Raw genomic sequence first — 16,986 nt, 5'->3', positions numbered from 1 at the left:
CGGGCGGAACCGGTGGGCGGGGCGGCTAGGGGTGTGCGGGGACCGTCGTCAGCAGTGGCTTCGGGGAGGTCCGGCCGGCCGGTGTGCCCAGTGCGGCGATGGTGAGGACGAGGGCGAGCGCGACGGCGAGACCGGTCGCGGCGGCGATCAGGGCACGCATACGGTCCTCCCGGAGCTGACGGGACGTCAGGTCGGGCACCGTAGCAACGGGCGGGCGAGATGAGAACACGTAGCGCACGACGGCGGCGCCCCTGTGGGGACAGGGGCGCCGCCGTCGTCGTTCGGAGCGGAGTCCGCAGCGGAGTCCGCGGCAGGGTCCGCGGGAGGGTTACGAGGCGGTGGTCGTCGACTCCGACTCGCTGGGCGTCGGGGTGGGCGTCGAGGTCTCGGCCGCCGTGACGGTGAGTTCGACCGTCAGGGTCGCTCCGCCCGTGGTGGTGATGCGCAGCAGATAGGTGCCGGCGGTGTCGTCCGCGTACAGCTCGGGCAGCGTCAGCAGGCCGTTCGCGTCCGTCTGGAGGTCCAGGGTGCGGACGGGGTTGCCGGCGGCGTCCTTGAAGTAGGGGCCCTTGTCGTTCGTGGTCGTGTCGTCGGCCGACTTGATCAGGGTGGCGGTGGCGGCGACCTTGTCCGCGACGGCGCCCTTGTAGGTGGCCTTCACCTCGACCCGGTCGGCGAACTTGCCGCCGGCGGTGCACGTCAGCGCGGTGCTGCTGGTGCGGGCGAGGGTGTCGGCGGCGCGGGCGGTGACGGTGGCCTTGTAGTCGAGGGCGGAGAGCGTACGGCCGAGGACCGTGGCCCGGACGGTGAAGCCGCCGGTCTTCTCGCCCGCCTGGAGGGCGGGCGCGAGGGCGACGCCCTTGGCGTCGGTGACGATCGTGGCGACGCTCTCGCCGCCCGTGAAGGTGGCGTCGGTGTCGCCGACGACGGTGAAGCGGATCCGGACCTTGGCGACGGCCTTGCCGGCCGCCGTCTCCGCGCGGGTGCTGATGCGTTCGGTGAACGCGTCGCCCGCCGTGGCGGTGAGGCCGGCCGTGCCCGCGTCCTCGAGGTGGCCGACCGTCTCGGTCGGCGTCGGCGTCGGGGTCGGCGTCGGCGTCGGAGTGCTGGGCGGCGTCGACGGGGTGTTGGGCTTGCCGGGCGTCGACGGCTTGCTGGGCGTGTCGGGGGTGCTGGGGGTGCTGGGCGTCGAGGGGGTGGACGGCGAGGTGGGCGTGTAGCCGGTGCCGTCGTCGCTGCGGTTGTCCGGCACGGTACCGGTGCCGTTGGGGATCTCGTGCGTGCCCTTGCGGTAGTACTCCAGCCACGACAGGACGGTGTTCAGGTAGTCCGTCGAGTTGTTGTAGCTGAGGATCGCGCTGCGCATCCCGGACGTGGCCGACATGTCCCAGTCGTAACGGCACAGGTAGTGGCCGGCGGCGAGCGCGGCGTCGTAGATGTTGTTGGGGTCCTTCTTGCCGTCGGCGTTGCCGTCACGGCCCGCCCACGCCCAGGTGGACGGGATGAACTGCATGGGGCCCACGGCACGGTCGTAGGTGCTGTCGCCGTCGTACGCGCCGTTGTCGGTGTCGCTGATGTTCGCGAAGCCGACGCCGTTGAGGACCGGGCCGAGGATCGGCGAGATGGTGGTGCCGTCGGCGGTCACGTTGCCGCCGCGGGCCTGGCCCGACTCGACCTTGCCGATGGCGGCGAGGAGTTGCCAGGGCAGGTTGCAGCCGGGCTTGGACTGTGCCAGCTCCGCCTCGGCCTTCTTGTAGGCGTCCAGGACGGTCGCCGGGATCCCCGCCTCCGTGGTGCCGGTGGCGGCCGGGGTGGTGGAGGAGCTCTCGCTCGGCGCGGGGTTCGGGCTGTTCAGCGGCGGCAGGTCCGTGTAGTACGGCGAGTTGCCGGTGGCGCTGTCACCGATGCCGCTGCCGTCGTCGGCGGAGGACGGGGTGTCGGCGGCGGTCTGTCTGCCGTGGCCGTCGGCCGTGACGTCCGGTGCCTGGGACGCGGCCAGAGCCGCTACCGCCAGTGCGGCCACGGTCGTGTTGACCGCTCCCTTGCGCAGCCTCGTGCCGAAATGCGCCGACATGAAGTGAAACCCTCCCGTGGACGCGGTACGCCCGTCTCTTCGCCTGCACCCTGCCGTTGCGGCTGTTGCCACTGTTGTGGCCGTTGCCGTTGCCGCCGCCGTCACCGATGTGACGATCAACCCGCTCCGACGGTTGCACTCATGGGCGGTTTGCCCTGCTCTGCTCTTCTTGTTCGACGCGCCCGCGGGCACACCGACCCAGGCGACCCTACGACAACTTCTTTTGCACCGGCACCCGTTCGGGTGCCGTTTTCACCAGCCGGTCATGCGCCGTTGGCCGGGAACCGCGCCCCGCATACTGGACGTCGTAGATCACCGGGCCGGTCGGCCCGTCAACGTCCGCCCCCGGGAGCCCCGTTGCCGTTCACGCTGAGTCACGCGGCGGCCGTGCTGCCCGCCGTGCGCGCCGACGGCACCGGCCGCGGACAACTCGTCCCGGGTGCCCTGGTCGCGGGCTCCTTCGCTCCCGACATGACCTACTACGCGGCGAGTGTCCTGTCCGGGGCCATGGAGTTCGGCGACGTCACCCACTCCCTCCCCGGCGTGTTCACGGTGGACGTGCTCGTCGCCTGGCTGCTGGTGGGGCTCTGGCTGCTGGTGCGCGAGCCGCTGGTGGCGCTGCTGCCGCGGTCCCGGCAGGGCCGGACGGCCACGCTGACCCGCTGCGGTGCGCCACGCGCGCGTGTACGGCCGTCCACCGTCTGGTGGTGGTACGTCTCCGCGGCGCTCGGCGCGCTGACCCATGTGGTGTGGGACGCGTTCACGCACCTCGACCGCTGGGGCATGCGGCTGTTCCCCGTCCTCGGCGAGGACATCGCAGGCTCGCCTCTGTACTGGTACCTCCAGTACGGCGGTTCGGCCGTGGCCGCGGTCGTGCTCGCCGCGTTCGTGACGTACGCGCTGCGCCGGGCGCCGGCCGGCGAGCCGGTCGGGGTCGCGGTGCTGTCGGCGCGGGACCGGTGGTGGGCGGGTGCCGTGATCGGCGGTTGCGCACTGGTCGCGGCGGTGCGGCGGGCGACGCGGTGGTGGGAGTACTGGGGCGCGCGCGAGGCGAAGCCGTGGGAGCTCATCCCGACGCTGTGCTTCGGGGCGGGCGCGGGGCTGGTGCTGGGGGTGCTGCTGTACGCGGTCGGCGTACGGCTGTGGCGCCCGGCTCTTGCGGCCCGACCGGCTCTTCCGGAAGCGGACGTGGACGCAGACGCAGACGCAGACGGGGTCAGTGTGCGGCGGAGTCGCCCGGGCGTTCGGTGACGGGGGGCGCCGTCGCGACGAAGAGGGGGATGCGGCGGGCCGTCCGGCGGCCGCGGAGGCGGCCGAGGACACCGAGCGCCGGCGCCAGGTGATCGCGTACCGCCTCGGTCCACAGGCGCCACCGGCTGTCGTTCCGGGAGACGAACCCGGCGAGGAACCGGGTCAGGACCCGGGGCGGGAACCGAAGCGGGAACCGGGTGGGAACCGGACCGCGGAGCCGTGCGGCGGCCGCGCGCAGAGCCGCGCCGGGGGTCCACGGGATGCGGGGGCCGGCGGCGCCCGGCGCGAGGGCCGGACGAGGCCGTGTCCGGGAAGCCGCGCCGGGCCCGGACGGCGTGTCCGCGGCCGCCGTGGCGTGAACGCGTGCGTGGGCCTTCCGGCGGTGGAGCATGCGTATACCCATGGCGGCATCCTGGTGGCCCGGACCCGGCAGGGGCCTGTTCTCGGGGGCCACGCGGGTGAGGGCCCTTCGGGGGACGTACCGACGGTGACCGGACCCCTCGCGACGGCACCGCCTCGTACTGCACCGCCTCGTACGCCGCCGGCTCCCACGAGGCACGCGAAGGGGCCCTGCCGATGTCGGCAGAGCCCCTTCCAGCTGTTCCAGCTGTTCCGGCTGTTCCTGGGGGAGCGGCGGGCCGCCCCCGGCGAAGGCTAGTGCGCCGCCGACTCCCAGTCCGCGCCCGCGCCGACCGACACGTCCAGCGGGGCCCTCAGCTGGACCGCGTGGGCCATCTCACGGCGAAGCAGCTCCTCGACCGCCGCACGCTCGCCGGGGGCGATCTCCAGAACGATTTCGTCGTGGACCTGGAGCAGCATGCGGGACTTGAGGTCCGCCGCGCGCAGGGCCGCGTCCACCTTGAGCATGGCGATCTTGACGATGTCCGCCGCCGTGCCCTGGATCGGCGCGTTGAGGGCCATGCGCTCGGCCGCCTCGCGGCGCTGACGGTTGTCGCTGTTGAGGTCGGGCAGATAGCGGCGGCGGCCGAAGAGCGTCGCCGTGTAGCCGGTCGCCCGTGCCTCGTCGACCGCGCGGCGCAGGTAGTCCCGGACGCCGCCGAAGCGCTCGAAGTAGGCGTCCATCAGGCCGCGGGCCTCGCCCGCGTCGATGTTCAGCTGCTGGGACAGGCCGAACGCCGACAGGCCGTACGCCAGGCCGTAGGACATCGCCTTGATCTTGCGCCGCATCTCCGCGTCCACCGCGCCGGGCTCGACGCCGAACACCTGGGAGGCGGCCGTGGTGTGCAGGTCCTCGCCGGAGGTGAACGCCTCGATGAGGCCCGCGTCCTCCGACAGGTGGGCCATCACGCGCAGCTCGATCTGGCTGTAGTCGGCCGTCATCAGGGACTCGAAGCCCTCGCCGACGACGAAGCCGCGGCGGATCGCCCGGCCCTCGTCGGTGCGCACGGGGATGTTCTGGAGGTTCGGGTCGGTGGAGGACAGCCGGCCGGTCGCGGCGACGGTCTGGTTGAACGTGGTGTGGATGCGGCCGTCCGCGGCGATCGTCTTGATCAGGCCCTCGACGGTGACCCGCAGCTTCGCCTGTTCGCGGTGGCGGAGCATGATGACCGGCAGTTCGTTGTCCGTCTGGCCCGCGAGCCAGGCCAGGGCGTCGGCGTCGGTGGTGTAGCCGGTCTTGGTCTTCTTCGTCTTCGGCAGGCCCAGTTCGCCGAAGAGGACCTCCTGGAGCTGCTTGGGCGAGCCCAGGTTGAACTCGTGCCCGGCCGCCGCGTGCGCCTCCTTCACGGCCTGCTGGACGGCGCCCGCGAACATCTGCTCCATGGCCTCGAGGTGGGCGCGGTCGGCGGCGATGCCGTGCCGCTCCAGGCGGGCCAGGAGGGCGGAGGTCGGCAGCTCCATGTCGCGCAGCAGGTCGGCCGCGCCGACCTCCTCCAGCCGGCCGCGGAACGCCTCGCCGAGGTCGACGATCGTGCGGGCCTGCACCATGAGGGCCTCGGCCTCGGCGCCGTCGTCCGCGCCGAAGGCGAGCTGGCCGTCGGCCGCGGCGGCCGGGGCCAGTTCACGGCCCAGGTACTCCAGGGACAGCGCGTCCAGGTCGAAGGAGCGGCGGCCCGGCTTGACCAGGTAGGCGGCGAGCGCGGTGTCCATGCCGACGCCGGCGACGGACCAGCCGTGCTCGGCGAAGACCCGCATGGCGCCCTTGGCGTTGTGCAGGACCTTGGGGCGGTCCTCGGCGGCGATCCAGGTCGCCCACGCGTTCTCGTCGGCCTCGTCGAGCTCCGCCGGGTCGAACCAGGCGGCCGCTCCCCCGGCGGCGGCGAGCGCGATCTCGGCGACCGAGCCGGCGCCCAGCGCCCAGGCGTCGACGGTGGCGACACCGAGGGTGTCGGTGCCGTGCTCCGCGAGCCAGCCGGCCAGCTCGCCGGTGCCCAGCACCGTGCCGTCCAGCTCCACTCCGCCGGTGATCACCGGCGTCGCCTCGGCCTCCTCGCCGCCGGGGTCGACGGCGAACAGCCGCTCGCGCAGGGACGGGTTCCTGATCTCCAGGGTGTCCAGGATCATCGCGACGGCCGTGCGGTCGTACTGGGCGCGCTCCAGCTCGACGACCGTCTTCGGCAGCTCGACGGTGCGGACCATCTCGGTGAGGCGGCGGTTGAGCTTGACGGCCTCCAGGTGGTCGCGCAGGTTCTGCCCGGCCTTGCCCTTGACCTCCTCGACGCGCTCGACGAGGTCCGCGAACGAACCGAACTGGTTGATCCACTTCGCGGCCGTCTTCTCACCGACGCCGGGGATGCCCGGCAGGTTGTCGGACGGGTCGCCGCGCAGCGCGGCGAAGTCGGGGTACTGGGCGGGCGTCAACCCGTACTTCTCGACGACCTTCTCCGGGGTGAACCGGGTCAGCTCCGAGACGCCCTTCGTCGGATACAGGACCGTGGTGTGCTCGGAGACCAGCTGGAAGGAGTCACGGTCGCCGGTGACGATCAGCACCTCGAAGCCCTCGGCCTCGGCCTGGGTGGCGAGGGTGGCGATGACGTCGTCCGCCTCGAAGCCGTCCACCGCGAACCGGGACACGTGCATCGCGTCGAGCAGCTCGCCGATCAGCTCGACCTGGCCCTTGAACTCGTCCGGTGTCTTGGAGCGGTTCGCCTTGTACTCGGTGAACTCCTCGGAGCGCCAGGTCTTGCGGGACACGTCGAACGCGACCGCGAAGTGCGTGGGCGCCTCGTCACGCAGGGTGTTGGCCAGCATCGACGCGAATCCGTAGATCGCGTTCGTCGGCTGGCCCGTCGCGGTGGTGAAATTCTCCGCGGGCAGCGCGAAGAACGCGCGGTAGGCCAGCGAGTGCCCGTCCATGAGCATCAGGCGGGGCCGGCTGCCGGCGGGGGTGTCGGTCTTCTTCGCTGCTGTCTCTGCCACGCCCCCGATCCTGCCACGCCCCACTGACACTCGGTCCCGGCCACCACCGCTCACGGGGTTCCCCGGGCCGCCGGCCGCCCGCCGCAAGCTTTGCTCCCGCCCGCCGACCGGCCCGCACGGGAGCAGTGTCGGTGCCTCGTGCGAGGATCGTCGAGGTGTGTGGCACAGGCGAGCGAAGGAGAGCGCGCGATGGCAACGAAGCCGCCCAAGGCCGATCCGGTCCAGGACGCTCCGCAGGTCGCCGGGCCGAAGCAGGTGGCGGCGGGCCTGCCGGCCGTCGGGCACTCCCTGCGGATCGCCCATCAGCAGATGGGTGTGAGGCGCACCGCGCTGACCCTGCTGCGCGTCAACCAGAAGGACGGCTTCGACTGCCCCGGCTGCGCCTGGCCCGAACCCGAGCACCGGCACACCGCGGAGTTCTGTGAGAACGGCGCGAAGGCGGTCGCCGAGGAGGCGACCCTGCGCCGGGTCACCCCCGAGTTCTTCGCCGCGCACCCGGTCGCCGACCTCGCCGGCCGCAGCGGCTACTGGCTCGGCCAGCAGGGCCGCCTCACGCACCCCATGTACCTCCCCGAAGGCGGGGAGCGCTACGAACCGGTGACCTGGGAGCGCGCCTTCGGCATCATCGCCGAGGAGACCGCCGCCCTCGCCTCTCCCGACGAGGCCGTCTTCTACACCTCGGGCCGCACCAGCAACGAGGCCGCGTTCCTCTACCAGCTCTTCGCCCGCGAGCTCGGCACGAACAACCTCCCGGACTGTTCCAACATGTGCCACGAGTCGTCCGGCTCGGCCCTGTCGGAGACCATCGGCATCGGCAAGGGCAGTGTCCTGCTCGAGGACCTCTACCAGGCCGACCTGATCATCGTCGCCGGGCAGAACCCGGGCACCAACCACCCGCGCATGCTGTCCGCCCTGGAGAAGGCCAAGGCGGGCGGCGCGAAGATCATCAGCGTCAACCCGCTGCCCGAGGCGGGCCTGGAACGCTTCAAGAACCCGCAGACCCCCAAGGGTCTCGCCAAGGGCGCCGCGCTCACCGACCTCTTCCTCCAGATCCGTATCGGCGGCGACCAGGCCCTCTTCCGCCTCCTCAACAAGCTCGTCCTCGACACCGACGGCGCGCTCGACGAGGCGTTCATCGCCGAACACACCCACGGCTTCGAGGAGTTCGCCGACGCGGCCCGCACCGCCGACTGGGACGAGACGCTCACCGCGACCGGCCTCACGCGCGCGGAGATCGAGGAGACCCTGCGCATGGTGCTCGCCTCCGAGCGCACCATCGTCTGCTGGGCCATGGGCCTCACCCAGCACAAGCACTCCGTGCCGACGATCCGCGAGGTCGTCAACTTCCTTCTGCTGCGCGGCAACATCGGCCGTCCGGGCGCGGGCGTGTGCCCGGTGCGCGGCCACTCGAACGTGCAGGGCGACCGCACCATGGGCATCTTCGAGCGGCCCGCGCCCGCCTTCCTGGACGCCCTGGAGAAGGAGTTCGGCTTCGCGCCCCCGCGCGAGCACGGCTTCGACGTCGTCCGCGCGATCCGCGCGCTGCGCGACGGCGAGGCGAAGCTGTTCTTCGCGATGGGCGGCAACTTCGTCTCCGCCTCCCCGGACACCGAGGTCACCGAGGCGGCCATGCGGCGCGCCCGGCTGACGGTGCACGTGTCGACGAAACTCAACCGCTCGCACGTGGTGACGGGCGCGCGGGCGCTGATCCTGCCGACGCTCGGCCGCACCGAGCGCGACCTCCAGGGCGGCGGCGAGCAGTTCGTGACCGTCGAGGACTCCATGGGCATGGTGCACGCCTCACGCGGCCGCCTCGCGCCCGCGAGCGCGCACCTGCTGTCCGAGCCCGCCATCGTCTGCCGCCTCGCGCGCCGCGTGCTCGGCGAGGACAGCAAGGTGCCGTGGGAGGAGTTCGAGAAGGACTACGCGACGATCCGCGACCGCATCGCGCGGGTGATCCCCGGCTTCGAGGACTTCAACGCGCGCGTGGCCCGCCCCGAGGGCTTCACCCTCCCGCACGCCCCGCGCGACGAGCGCCGCTTCCCCACCACGACCGGCAAGGCCAACTTCACCGCGGCCCCCGTCGAGTACCCCCGGCTGCCCGAGGGCCGGCTGCTCCTGCAGACGCTGCGCTCGCACGACCAGTACAACACCACCATCTACGGCCTCGACGACCGCTACCGGGGTATCAGGAACGGCCGCCGGGTGGTCCTGGTCAACGCCGAGGACGCGCGCGCTCTCGGGCTCGCCGAGGGCTCCTACGTGGACCTGGTGAGCGAATGGCGGGACGGGGTGGAGCGGCGGGCGCCCGGTTTCCGGGTCGTGCTGTACCCGACCAGCCGGGGCTGCGCCGCCGCGTACTACCCGGAGACCAACGTCCTGGTCCCGCTGGACGCCACCGCCGACACGAGCAACACCCCGGCCAGCAAGTCCGTCGTCGTCCGTCTGGAACAATCGGCCACCGACTGAGCGTTTGCTTAAGTCAGGCTGGACTGTGATCCACGCTGGACTGTGATCGACGAACGGAGCCGGGCCCCATGGGCGAGCAGCAGCAAGTGAAGTTCCCGCAAGAGGTCATCGACGAGTACGCGGCCCTCGGCATCGACATCCTGGCCCTGTTCTCCGCCGGACACCTGGGCACCCGCATGGGCGTGGAGATCGTCGAGGCCTCCGCGGACCGGGTCGTCGGCACCATGCCGGTCGAGGGCAACACCCAGCCCTACGGCCTGCTGCACGGCGGCGCCTCCGCGGTCCTCGCCGAGACCCTCGGCTCGGTCGGCTCCATGCTGCACGGCGGCAGCACCAAGATCGCGGTCGGTGTCGACCTGAACTGCACCCACCACCGCGGCGTCCGCTCCGGCCTGGTCACCGGCGTGGCCACGCCCGTGCACCAGGGGCGCTCCACGGCGACGTACGAGATCGTGATCAGTGACCAGGAGGGCAGGCGCGTGTGCACCGCGCGGCTCACCTGTCTGCTGCGGGACGTACGGGCCGGCGACGGGGCGCAGGCGGGCCCCGCGAGCTGACGGCACCGGCACTCCGGAGGGTCACCCACGCGCGGCCGTTGCCCACCGCCACCGCGGCGGCCTAGCGTCGGGGCATGACCACGGGAGGATCCCCACGGGCGGGGGCGGCGGGGCGGCTGCTCGGACCGGTGTTACCGGCGGCCTTGTTGACGGGGCTGCTGACGGCCGGCTGCGGGAGCGCCGGCGCGAGCGGCACCCCGTCGTCGCCCCCACCCCCGGCCCCGGCCACCACCTCGCCCGAGGAGCTGTGCACCCGCATCGTCGCCCACTGGTCGCGCGAGGTCCTGGACAGCACCGCCTACGGGGACTACCAGTCGATGGGGCTGTCCAACGGGCAGTACGAGATCCTGCGGACCGTCGTGGACGCCGCGCGGACCACGAAGAAGCGTCAAGGGGCCGACGCTGCGGACGAGTTGATCGGCCGCGAGGCGGCCGAGGGCTGCGCGGACCGGTACCGCTCCGGCGGCCCGACCGAGGGTCCCTGGCAGTGAGCGGCGTCGGCCCCGTGGAGCCGGGCGAGGGCACACACGCGTGGGAGACCCCCGAGGCCGCCCACGCATCCGCCCACGCATCCGTCCGCGCCAACGCCCCCGACGCCCCCGGCGCGGACGCCTCAACTCCCGCCGCCCGCCTGCTCCGTGGGCTCGTCCGCCGCCATGCCGCGCACCGCCGGGCCGCGTCGGCCGTCCTCGCCACGGCGGTCCTCCTCGCGGGCGGCGGCTACCTGTACGCGACGCGGCCGCACGAAGCCGAACAGGCGGCCCCCGCACCGCCGTTCCCGTCCCAGGTGGTGGACGTCAGCTACCTCGGCGAGGTCGCCGTACCGCCCGGCACCCGCCCGCGCACCTTCGCCTTCGACATTGTGCTCGGCGTGGAGTCCGGCCCGCCGGTCACCGTGACCCGACTCGCGCAGCCGTACCTCGGGCTTTCCCTGGCCTCGACCCCCCGGGCCCCCTTCAGGACAAAAGCGGGTTCCGCCCGCAAGGTCGTCATCACGATGCGGGTAACGGAATGCGGAAAAGTGCCGAAGAACGTCGGACTCCCTTTCGTAGACGTAACTCTACGTAATGCGCGCGCAATACAAGTCCACAGTTTCATCCTCGGCACGCGCTATGCGCACGACCTCTCCGCAGCCCTACAAGTCGCCTGTAGCAACGAATCGAGTAATCACCAAAACGCCTGAGACACCTGAACGTACCCGGGGTCGTCCTGCACGTTCTCACCATGCGGACAGGGCGAATCGGCCTGAATTCAGCTGTTCCACCCACCAAGTACCGCTCTGCATTACCTCGTGTCATAACAAGAGCGTCACAGCATCGGTCAGACCCTCCTCCCCGTCAGCTTCACCCGCTTAGAGTCACGCCCAGTCACCGCGCGGCTGGAATACCCCTTCGGCCCAGCGCTCGACTCGGCCTCTTCCAGGGGGGAGGGCCGCCCAGGGAAAGGACTGGAACGTGCGTCAACGTTCGCTCATCGCCATTACCGCCGCGCTGTCCGCAGGAGCACTCACCCTCACCGCTTGCGGTTCGCGCGACAGCGACGACAAGGGCTCCGACAGCGATGGCACCACCGTCACCATCGGTATCGACGCCCCGCTGACCGGCGACCTGTCCGCGCTGGGCCTCGGCATCAAGAACTCCGTCGACCTCGCCGCCAAGACGGCCAACAAGCAGAAGTACGTCGACGGCATCACCTTCAAGATCGAGGCGCTCGACGACCAGGCCCAGCCGTCCTCGGGCCAGCAGAACGCCACCAAGCTCGTCGCCGACAAGTCCGTCCTCGGCGTGGTCGGCCCGCTGAACTCCTCCGTCGCCGAGTCGATGCAGAAGGTCTTCGACGACGCCAAGCTCGTCGAGGTCTCCCCGGCCAACACCAACCCGGCGCTCACCCAGGGCACCGACTGGGCGACCTCCAAGAAGCGCGTCTACAAGTCGTACTTCCGCACCGCGACCACGGACGCCATCCAGGGCCCGTTCGCCGCGCAGTACCTGATCAACGACGCCAAGAAGAAGAAGGTCTTCGTCATCGACGACAAGAAGACCTACGGCGCCGGCCTCGCCGGAACCTTCACCGAGGAGTTCAAGAAGCTCGGCGGCACGGTGGCGGGCACCGAGCACATCAACCCGGACAGCAAGGACTTCTCGGCCATCGCCACCAAGGTCAAGACCTCCGGCGCCGACGTCGTCTACTACGGCGGCGAGTACCCGCAGGCCGGCCCCCTGAGCAAGCAGATCAAGGCCGCCGGCGCCAAGATCCCCGTGGTCGGCGGTGACGGCATCTACAGCGCCGACTTCATCAAGCTGGCCGGCGCCACCGCCGCCGGCGACCTCGCCACCTCCGTCGGCGCACCGGTCGAGCAGCTCCCCTCCGCCAAGGAGTTCGTCGCCAACTACAAGACCGAGGGCTACAAGGAGGCCTACGAGGCCTACGGCGGCTACTCCTACGACTCGGCCTGGGCGATCATCGAGGCCGTGAAGAAGGTCGTCGACGACAACGACGGCAAGCTTCCCGACGACGCCCGCGCCAAGGTCACCGCCGCCATGCAGAACGTCTCCTTCGACGGTGTGACCGGCAAGGTCTCCTTCGACGAGTTCGGTGACGCCACCAACAAGCAGCTCACCGTCTACGCCGTCGAGAACGGTGCCTGGAAGCCGGTCAAGTCCGGCACCTACTCCGGCTGACCCACCCCGCATCACATGAGCCGCGCGGGGCGCTGTTCCACTGGCGCCTCGCGCGAACTCACATCCGGACACACACGTCGAAATTATCCGAACGTCTCGGAGGACATGCGGTGAACGAACTGCCGCAGCAGCTGGTCAACGGCCTGCTACTGGGATCCATGTACGGGCTGGTCGCCATTGGCTACACAATGGTCTACGGCATCGTCCAGCTCATCAACTTCGCCCACGGCGAGATCTTCATGACGGGCGCATTCGGGGCTCTCTCCGTCTACCTCTGGGTACTGCCCAACGGCACGACCATGTGGATAGCCCTGCCGCTCATGCTCATCGGCGCCATCCTGGTCGCCGTCCTCGTCGCCATCGGAGCGGAACGGTTCGCCTACCGCCCCCTGCGCGGCGCACCCCGCCTCGCCCCCCTCATCACCGCCATCGGCCTCTCCCTGGCCCTCCAGCAGGCGGTCTGGGCCTGGTACCCCGAGGCCACCTCGGCGCGCACCTTCCCCCAGATCGAGGGCGGCCCCTTCCACATCGGCGACGTCACCATCCAGACCGGTGACATCTTCCTCCTCGCCGCCGCCCCCATCAGCATGGCCGTCCTCGCCTACTTCGTCATGAAGACCCGCACCGGACGCGGCATGCAGGCCACCGCGCAGGACCCGGACACCGCCAAGCTCATGGGCGTCAACACCGACCGCATCATCGTGATCGCCTTCGCCCTCGGCGCCGTCTTCGCCGCCATCGGCGGTGTCGCCTACGGCCTGAAGTACGGCCAGATCGACTACCGCATGGGCTTCATCCTCGGTCTCAAGGCCTTCACCGCAGCCGTCCTCGGCGGCATCGGCAACATCTACGGCGCCATGATCGGCGGCGTGGTCCTCGGCATCGCCGAAACCCTGGCCACCGCCTACATCGCCGACATCCCCGGCATGGACAAGTTCGGCAGCCAGTCCTGGGCCGACGTCTGGGCCTTCGTACTTCTCATCCTCGTACTGCTGTTCAGGCCACAAGGCCTGCTCGGCGAGCGCGTCGCGGACAGGGCGTGACACCGATGACCACACAGACCACCGCACCCGAGACCCCGAGCACCCCCGCCTCCGGGCCGGCCACCGGCCTCATCGGCATCCCGGCACACCTCGGCCGCGCCCTCGCCACCGGTGGCGGCGCCCTCACCGTCGTCTCCACCTTCCTCGCCTGGACCTGGACCTCCGCCTTCCCCGGTGACCTCACCGTCTACGGCTACCCCGGCGGCCTCCAGGTCCTCGCCCTCATCGGCGGCGCCCTCACCACCCTCTTCGGCCTGTCCTCCTACGGCGTGAAGGGCCTGCGCTGGCTCACCCCGGCCGGCGCCGACGGCGCGATCAAATTCGCCGCCCTCGCCGCCTTCGCCACCGTCTGGTACACGGTCATCGCCATCACCGTCGACCTCGGCGGCGTCGTCAACCTCGAGCCCGGCGGCTACATCGCCGCCCTCGCCACCCTCGCGGCCTTCCTCGGCGCCCTCGCACTCCCCTTCGAGCGCCCCGAACCCGAACCCCACGACCCGGACGACACCGGCTGGGACCTCGTCCGCCACCGCCTCCGCGCCGGACGGGACACCACCAAGGCAGCCTTCGCCGGCGGCACCGCCCGCCCCCTCGGCGCCCTGCCCTCCTACGTCGAGATCCTGATCATCGTCGCCGTCCTCGGCCTCGGCCTCACCGTCTTCACCTACGGCATCGGCACCGAGTACGACGAACTCTTCATCGGCTTCCTGATCACCGCCGCCTTCGGCTTCGCCGCACTCAACAAGTCCGGCCTCGTCGCCCAGGCCAGCCAGATCACGGCCCGCCACCAGAACATCACCATCTGCGGCGCCTTCGTCGCCGCCGCGATGTTCCCCTTCACCCAGACCGACGACCAGTACGCCACCGTCGGCGTCTACATCCTCATCTTCGGCACCGTCGCCCTCGGCCTCAACATCGTCGTCGGCCTCGCCGGCCTGCTCGACCTCGGCTACGTCGCCTTCCTCGGCGTCGGCGCCTACGCCGCCGCCATGGTCTCCGGCTCCCCCAGCTCCCCCTTCGACGTGCACTTCCCGTTCTGGGCCGCCGTCCTCGTCGGAGCCGCCGCATCCCTCGTCTTCGGCGTCCTCATCGGCGCCCCGACCCTGCGACTGCGCGGCGACTACCTCGCCATCGTCACCCTCGGCTTCGGCGAGATCTTCCGCATCACCGCCAACAACCTCGACGGCACCTCCGGCCCCGACATCACCAACGGCTCCAACGGCATCTCCTCCATCCCGAACCTCAACATCCTCGGGTTCGACTTCGGAGCCGAACACGCCATCGCCGGATTCACCATCGGCCGCTTCGCCAACTACTTCTTCCTGATGCTCGTCATCACCGCCGTCGTCGTCCTGGTCTTCCGACGCAGCGGCGACTCCCGCATCGGCCGCGCCTGGGTCGCCATCCGCGAGGACGAGACCGCCGCCCTCGCCATGGGCATCAACGGCTTCCGCGTCAAGCTCATCGCCTTCGCCGTCGGCGCCTCCCTCGCCGGACTCGCCGGCACCGTCCAGGCCCACGTCACCTACACCGTCACCCCCGAGCAGTACCTCTTCGCCGGCCCCATCCCGCCCAACTCGGCCTTCCTCCTCGCCGCAGTCGTCCTCGGCGGCATGGGCACCATCAGCGGCCCCCTCATCGGCGCCGCACTGCTCTTCCTCATCCCCAACAAGCTCCAGTTCCTCGGCGACTACCAGCTCTTCGCCTTCGGCCTCGCCCTCATCCTGCTGATGCGCTTCCGACCGGAAGGCCTCATCCCCAACCGGCGCCGCCAGCTCGAGTTCCACGAGGACGCGGAAGCTCCCACCGTCCTGACCAAGGCAGGGGCCTGACCACCATGACCACCGACACCACCACCAAGGACGCCCCAGTCGCCCCTGTCGGCGAGACGGTGCTCGACGCCCGCGGCGTCACGATGCGCTTCGGCGGCCTCACCGCCGTCCGCGACGTCAACCTCCACGTCAACGCCGGAGAGATCGTCGGCCTCATCGGCCCCAACGGCGCCGGTAAGACCACCTTCTTCAACTGCCTCACCGGCCTCTACATCCCCACCGAGGGCGAAGTCCGCTACAAGGGCACCGTCCTGCCGCCCAAGTCCTTCAAGGTCACGGCCGCAGGCATCGCCCGCACCTTCCAGAACATCCGTCTGTTCTCCAACATGACCGTCCTGGAAAACGTCCTCGTCGGCCGCCACACCCGCACCAAGGAAGGCTTCTGGTCGGCCGTCCTGCGCCTCCCCTCCTTCCACCGCGCCGAAGCAGCCAGCCGCGAACGCGCCATGGAACTCCTGGAGTTCATCGGCCTGGAGAAGAAGGCCGACCACCTCGCCCGCAACCTGCCCTACGGCGAACAGCGCAAGCTCGAAATCGCCCGCGCACTCGCCAGCGAGCCCGGCCTCCTCCTCCTGGACGAGCCCACCGCCGGCATGAACCCCCAGGAAACCCGCGCGACCGAAGAACTCGTCTTCGCCATCCGCGACAAGGGCATCGCCGTCCTCGTCATCGAGCACGACATGCGCTTCATCTTCAACCTCTGCGACCGCGTCGCCGTCCTCGTCCAGGGCGAAAAGCTCGTCGAAGGCGACAGCGCGACCGTCCAGGGCGACGAACGAGTGGTCGCCGCCTACCTCGGCGAACCCTTCGAAAACGCCCCCGGCGACGAAGAAATAGCCGAAGTCGAGGCCGCCGAAGCGAAAGCCGAGAGCGCCGCCACCCCGACGGACGCCGCGCCCGGCAAGGAGAACGACCGATGACCGCACTGCTCGAAGTCGAGGACCTCCGGGTCGCCTACGGCAAGATCGAGGCCGTCAAAGGCATCTCGTTCAAGGTCGAGGCCGGCGAGGTCGTCACCCTGATCGGCACCAACGGCGCAGGCAAGACCACCACCCTGCGCACCCTGTCCGGCCTGCTCAAGCCCGTCGGCGGCCAGATCAAATTCAACGGCAAATCGCTGAAGAAGATCCCCGCCCACGACATCGTCTCGCTCGGACTCGCCCACTCCCCCGAGGGGCGGCACATCTTCCCGCGCATGACGATCGAGGACAACCTCCGCCTCGGCGCCTTCCTCCGCAGCGACAAGCCCGGCATCGAAAAGGACATCCAGCGCGCCTACGACCTCTTCCCCATCCTGGGAGAGCGCCGCAAGCAGGCCGCCGGCACTCTGTCCGGCGGCGAACAGCAGATGCTCGCCATGGGCCGCGCCCTCATGTCCCAGCCCAAACTGCTCATGCTGGACGAGCCCTCCATGGGCCTCTCCCCCATCATGATGCAGAAGATCATGTCCACCATCGTCGAGCTCAAGGCCCAGGGCATGACCATCCTGCTCATCGAGCAGAACGCCCAGGCCGCCCTGTCGCTCGCCGACCACGGCCACGTCATGGAGATCGGCAAGATCGTCCTCTCCGGCAGCGGCCAGGACCTCCTCCACGACGAGTCCGTCCGCAAGGCGTACCTCGGCGAGGACTGAGCACCCCCTCGCACACGACGAGGCCCGCGCCCCTTCTCCGGGCGCGGGCCTCGTCGTCTCGCTTGTGC

At 70.7% G+C, this 16,986-nt stretch carries 14 protein-coding genes; 10 read left to right on the top strand and 4 right to left on the bottom strand.

Annotated features, from left to right (window positions below):
* Window positions 1-25 precede the first annotated feature (25 nt).
* Together OG933_RS32210 and OG933_RS32205 are read right to left on the bottom strand one after the other, a co-directional pair.
* Entirely contained in the window at window positions 26-160 is a 135-nt protein-coding gene (locus tag OG933_RS32210; RefSeq protein ID WP_142269809.1) for an SPW_0924 family protein, read from the bottom strand.
* Between the two features lie 168 nt (window positions 161-328).
* Entirely contained in the window at window positions 329-2,074 is a 1,746-nt protein-coding gene (locus tag OG933_RS32205) for a lytic murein transglycosylase (RefSeq protein WP_405630339.1), read from the bottom strand.
* Between the two features lie 357 nt (window positions 2,075-2,431).
* On the opposite strand from OG933_RS32205, the gene OG933_RS32200 reads away from it, so the two are divergent.
* Complete coding sequence (locus tag OG933_RS32200) at window positions 2,432-3,325, top strand: DUF4184 family protein (protein WP_405630338.1); 894 nt, start codon at window positions 2,432-2,434, stop codon at window positions 3,323-3,325.
* Here the strand turns inward: OG933_RS32200 and OG933_RS32195 are convergent.
* Both OG933_RS32195 and polA read right to left on the bottom strand, forming a co-directional pair.
* Entirely contained in the window at window positions 3,291-3,728 is a 438-nt protein-coding gene (locus OG933_RS32195) for a hypothetical protein (protein ID WP_362520365.1), read from the bottom strand. The two genes, OG933_RS32200 and OG933_RS32195, sit on opposite strands and share 35 nt — an antisense overlap.
* A gap of 251 nt (window positions 3,729-3,979) precedes the next feature.
* A complete protein-coding gene (gene polA / locus OG933_RS32190) occupies window positions 3,980-6,703 on the bottom strand; it encodes a DNA polymerase I (RefSeq protein ID WP_405630336.1) in 2,724 nt (907 codons plus the stop codon).
* Between the two features lie 189 nt (window positions 6,704-6,892).
* Between polA and OG933_RS32185 the strand changes: the two genes are divergently transcribed.
* From OG933_RS32185 to OG933_RS32145, 9 genes are all read left to right on the top strand, one after another.
* Window positions 6,893-9,172 (top strand): FdhF/YdeP family oxidoreductase, encoded by a 2,280-nt coding sequence (locus OG933_RS32185; RefSeq protein ID WP_362520360.1) that lies wholly within the window; start codon window positions 6,893-6,895, stop codon window positions 9,170-9,172.
* Window positions 9,173-9,240: 68 nt separating this feature from the next.
* A complete protein-coding gene (locus tag OG933_RS32180; protein WP_362520358.1) occupies window positions 9,241-9,729 on the top strand; it encodes a hotdog fold thioesterase in 489 nt (162 codons plus the stop codon).
* 74 nt (window positions 9,730-9,803) lie between these two features.
* Window positions 9,804-10,220 carry a hypothetical protein gene (locus tag OG933_RS32175; RefSeq protein ID WP_405630334.1) on the top strand — a complete coding sequence of 139 codons (417 nt, stop codon included), beginning with the start codon at window positions 9,804-9,806 and terminating at the stop codon, window positions 10,218-10,220.
* On the top strand, window positions 10,217-10,912 hold the full coding sequence (locus OG933_RS32170; RefSeq protein WP_405630333.1) for a Tat pathway signal sequence domain protein: 696 nt from the start codon (window positions 10,217-10,219) through the stop codon (window positions 10,910-10,912). Before OG933_RS32175 ends, OG933_RS32170 begins: the two co-directional genes overlap by 4 nt.
* Before the next feature lie 271 nt (window positions 10,913-11,183).
* A complete protein-coding gene (locus tag OG933_RS32165) occupies window positions 11,184-12,410 on the top strand; it encodes a branched-chain amino acid ABC transporter substrate-binding protein (RefSeq protein WP_362267364.1) in 1,227 nt (408 codons plus the stop codon).
* A gap of 110 nt (window positions 12,411-12,520) precedes the next feature.
* The gene (locus tag OG933_RS32160) at window positions 12,521-13,453 is read left to right on the top strand and encodes a branched-chain amino acid ABC transporter permease (protein ID WP_020131828.1); all 933 of its coding nucleotides are present in this window, start codon (window positions 12,521-12,523) and stop codon (window positions 13,451-13,453) included.
* A gap of 5 nt (window positions 13,454-13,458) precedes the next feature.
* Complete coding sequence (locus tag OG933_RS32155; protein ID WP_405630330.1) at window positions 13,459-15,285, top strand: branched-chain amino acid ABC transporter permease; 1,827 nt, start codon at window positions 13,459-13,461, stop codon at window positions 15,283-15,285.
* Window positions 15,286-15,290: 5 nt separating this feature from the next.
* On the top strand, window positions 15,291-16,205 hold the full coding sequence (locus tag OG933_RS32150) for an ABC transporter ATP-binding protein (RefSeq protein WP_020131826.1): 915 nt from the start codon (window positions 15,291-15,293) through the stop codon (window positions 16,203-16,205).
* On the top strand, window positions 16,202-16,918 hold the full coding sequence (locus OG933_RS32145; protein ID WP_057599473.1) for an ABC transporter ATP-binding protein: 717 nt from the start codon (window positions 16,202-16,204) through the stop codon (window positions 16,916-16,918). Before OG933_RS32150 ends, OG933_RS32145 begins: the two co-directional genes overlap by 4 nt.
* Window positions 16,919-16,986 lie beyond the last annotated feature (68 nt).

This window comes from Streptomyces sp. NBC_00016 (assembly GCF_045040885.1).
Classification (GTDB): Bacteria; Actinomycetota; Actinomycetes; order Streptomycetales; family Streptomycetaceae; genus Streptomyces; species Streptomyces coriariae.
Note: the sequence above shows the minus strand (reverse complement) of the source record. Positions and strands in the feature narration are given on the sequence as shown.

Excerpts from the sequence above, each read along its gene's own strand:
- OG933_RS32210 (WP_142269809.1), bottom strand. The coding sequence starts at position 160 with ATGCGTGCCCTGATCGCCGCCGCGACCGGTCTCGCCGTCGCGCTCGCC.
- OG933_RS32205 (WP_405630339.1), bottom strand. The coding sequence starts at position 2,074 with ATGTCGGCGCATTTCGGCACGAGGCTGCGCAAGGGAGCGGTCAACACG.
- OG933_RS32195 (WP_362520365.1), bottom strand. The coding sequence starts at position 3,728 with ATGGGTATACGCATGCTCCACCGCCGGAAGGCCCACGCACGCGTTCAC.
- OG933_RS32185 (WP_362520360.1), top strand. The coding sequence starts at position 6,893 with ATGGCAACGAAGCCGCCCAAGGCCGATCCGGTCCAGGACGCTCCGCAG.
- OG933_RS32180 (WP_362520358.1), top strand. The coding sequence starts at position 9,241 with ATGGGCGAGCAGCAGCAAGTGAAGTTCCCGCAAGAGGTCATCGACGAG.
- OG933_RS32175 (WP_405630334.1), top strand. The coding sequence starts at position 9,804 with ATGACCACGGGAGGATCCCCACGGGCGGGGGCGGCGGGGCGGCTGCTC.
- OG933_RS32155 (WP_405630330.1), top strand. The coding sequence starts at position 13,459 with ATGACCACACAGACCACCGCACCCGAGACCCCGAGCACCCCCGCCTCC.
- OG933_RS32150 (WP_020131826.1), top strand. The coding sequence starts at position 15,291 with ATGACCACCGACACCACCACCAAGGACGCCCCAGTCGCCCCTGTCGGC.
- OG933_RS32145 (WP_057599473.1), top strand. The coding sequence starts at position 16,202 with ATGACCGCACTGCTCGAAGTCGAGGACCTCCGGGTCGCCTACGGCAAG.